This window comes from Algoriphagus sp., assembly GCF_024642405.1.
Lineage (GTDB): Bacteria > Bacteroidota > Bacteroidia > Cytophagales > Cyclobacteriaceae > Algoriphagus.
Window position 1 is genome coordinate 1 of the sequence record NZ_JAHEBC010000481.1, and the last position, 2494, is coordinate 2494.

The 2494-nt window shown below is 40.3% G+C and carries 3 protein-coding genes; all 3 read right to left on the minus strand.

Going from position 1 to position 2494, the window contains the following annotated elements; all coding sequences use genetic code 11:
- A partial coding sequence (locus Q0L68_RS19575) for a Gfo/Idh/MocA family oxidoreductase (protein ID WP_296705929.1) occupies positions 1–1108 on the minus strand: 1108 nt, incomplete at its 3' end.
- A gap of 27 nt (positions 1109–1135) precedes the next feature.
- A complete protein-coding gene (locus Q0L68_RS19580; RefSeq protein WP_296705930.1) occupies positions 1136–1957 on the minus strand; it encodes an SIS domain-containing protein in 822 nt (273 codons plus the stop codon).
- On the minus strand, positions 1954–2494 hold a 541-nt coding region (locus Q0L68_RS19585; protein ID WP_296705931.1), incomplete at its 5' end, for an ROK family protein. The genes Q0L68_RS19585 and Q0L68_RS19580, both read right to left, overlap by 4 nt.

The following is a 2494-nucleotide window of genomic DNA, read 5'->3' on the forward strand; positions in this document are numbered from 1 at the left end:
TAAACCAATGATCCGCATCGTATTCTTGGAATACAGATGGCTTGCTTACTCCGGTTTTTCCTTTCCAAACTTTTAAATCTACGGGTTCCCAAAGTTTAGATTTTGCAGATTTATAGGCAGCATCCATAATCGCATTGACCACATAACCATCGTAAAAGGTTTCCTTTGGTGCTTTTTGGTTCTCAAAGGCATCCAGCATGTCCATAAACATATTCACATAACCTAATTCTACGGCTTCGTCACCTACGGGGAATTGCCAACCTGAATCAGATTCAGATTTTTCAACAACATATCCACTTTCTCCTTCACCTGAAGTAAACATCTCAAATCCAGTTCGAAGCCAGGAATTCACCCAAATGGTACCTTCTGTCCCCATCACTTCGTCCCTTAAGTCCATTCCGCCTCGGAAAGTCCAACTTACTTCAAATTGCCCGATAGCTCCATTTTCATATTTTACCAATCCGATCGCATGATCCTCAGCTTCGATCGGTTTTACTTGAGTGTCTGCCCAGCACATCACTTCAACCGGTTTGATGTCTTTACCAATGAAATTTCTGGAAATCTCTATGCAATGACAACCCAAGTCTATTATGGCTCCACCTCCTGCAGCTTCCAGATCCCAAAACCAATCCGCGTGTGGCCCAGGATGAGTCTCTCTGGATTTCGCCCAAAGGACCCTACCAATGGCTCCATCTTTTACAGATTTAAGGGATTTTAAAAATTTTGGTGTATAACAAAGATCTTCTAGATATCCGGAGAAAATCCCAGCTTTTTCACAGGCCTCCATCATTCGAAACGCCTCATCCGCATTTCTTCCCAAAGGTTTGGTAACTAACACAGCTTTTTTATGCTTTGCGCAAGCAATCACTGCCTCTTCATGAAGGTAGTTTGGTAGGGCTACAATTACAATCTCGGTGTCAGTATGGGAAATAGCTTCTTCCATATCTGTGGATTTGAAAGGGATTTTATAATCCTTTGCAAATCGATCTACCGTCTGTTGAGATCTGGAATAAACTACTTTTATCTCGTCTTTTATTCTCCGGCCAGTGAGTGATTCGGCATAAAATCTACCAATAAAGCCTCCTCCTAGAATACAAATTTTTGCCATGGTGTCAATTTTTCATTTTCTATTTAATTATTGATTTCCCTTCAAAGGGTTTTGATCTGATACATAGGAAGGTATTCCATTTTGCTGATACATTTTGGCGATGCGGTGTCCATGTTCATCATAGGCGGCTTGAAACAGTGCCGCTGCTTTTTCCGATCCAACTACGGATCCAGCCGTCAATACTTTGGGTGGATTTCCAGCTTGTGTCAATAGAGCAGCTAGTTCTGCTTTCATACTGTTGATCAGCATGCAAGAGCCAATTGTGGAACCGGGAGATACAGGTGTTTCTAATCCATCGATTTTCACCATTGCATCTCCGACTGGAGCGCCTGAATCCAATATTAAGTCTGAGAAATCAGATAATTTTTTCCCATCTGATTTCTTTGATGTAGATGCTTCGGAATGAAGCTTTGAAATTAATCCTACAGTTTTTATCCCTTTAGATCGGAATATTTCAGCCATTTCTATTGGAACTATATTGCATCCTGATGAAGAAATAATCAAAGCAGAATCCAGATTTGAAAGATCGAAATTCCTCAAAATTTGAGCTGCTAGGCCAGAGGTGTTTTCCAGGAACATCGCTTGTCTCTGACCATTGGCTCCCACAACTAAATTATGAAAGGTCAAAGAAAGCTCTACGATGGGATTAAAGCCTGGAAATGAACCATAACGAGGCCACATTTCTTCGACCATTATTCTGCTATGCCCCGAGCCAAAAACATGAACCATTCTCCCAGCCAAAATGCTTTCTGAAAACCACTTGGCCGCTGTTTTGATTTCGGATTCTTGGGATCTAACTGTTTTTATTAAACCTTCACATTTATCTAAATATGTCTGTGTGTAGCTCATTTTTGTTGTTTTAAAGCGAAAGCTGCTGCACCCAAAGCTCCTGAGTAGTCCATATATTTAGCTTTGAGGATTTGGGTTTTCTTTCCATTTGGTCTGAATTCATACAATGTTATAAAATCATCAAGCGTTGAAAATAGAGAATCTCCTGCATGTGTGAGCCCTCCAGCCAAAACTACAGCCTCAGGACTGAAGATGTTTATTAAGGAACAAATGCTTAAAGAGAGATTTCTAATCATATCAAGCCATAGCCATTGTGCGAAAGTCTCTTTTCGATCAACAGCCTCAAGAAGAGCATATGTGTTTTTGAATTTCCCATGACTTCGCTGTTCAATGGAATAATTACCGAGAGCATACTCCAGACTTCCTGGCATTCCTATAATACTTTGTAGAAGGTTATTTGATTGCAGAATAGTATGTCCAATATGTCCTGCCATTTGAGCGGATCCTTGGTGTAATTTTCCTTCAAGTAATAAAGCTCCTCCAACACCAGTTCCCAAAGTAATTAGAATCGCATTATTAAAATTTTTAAGTGAACCG

Excerpts from the sequence above, each read along its gene's own strand:
- Q0L68_RS19580 (WP_296705930.1), bottom strand. The coding sequence starts at position 1,957 with ATGAGCTACACACAGACATATTTAGATAAATGTGAAGGTTTAATAAAA.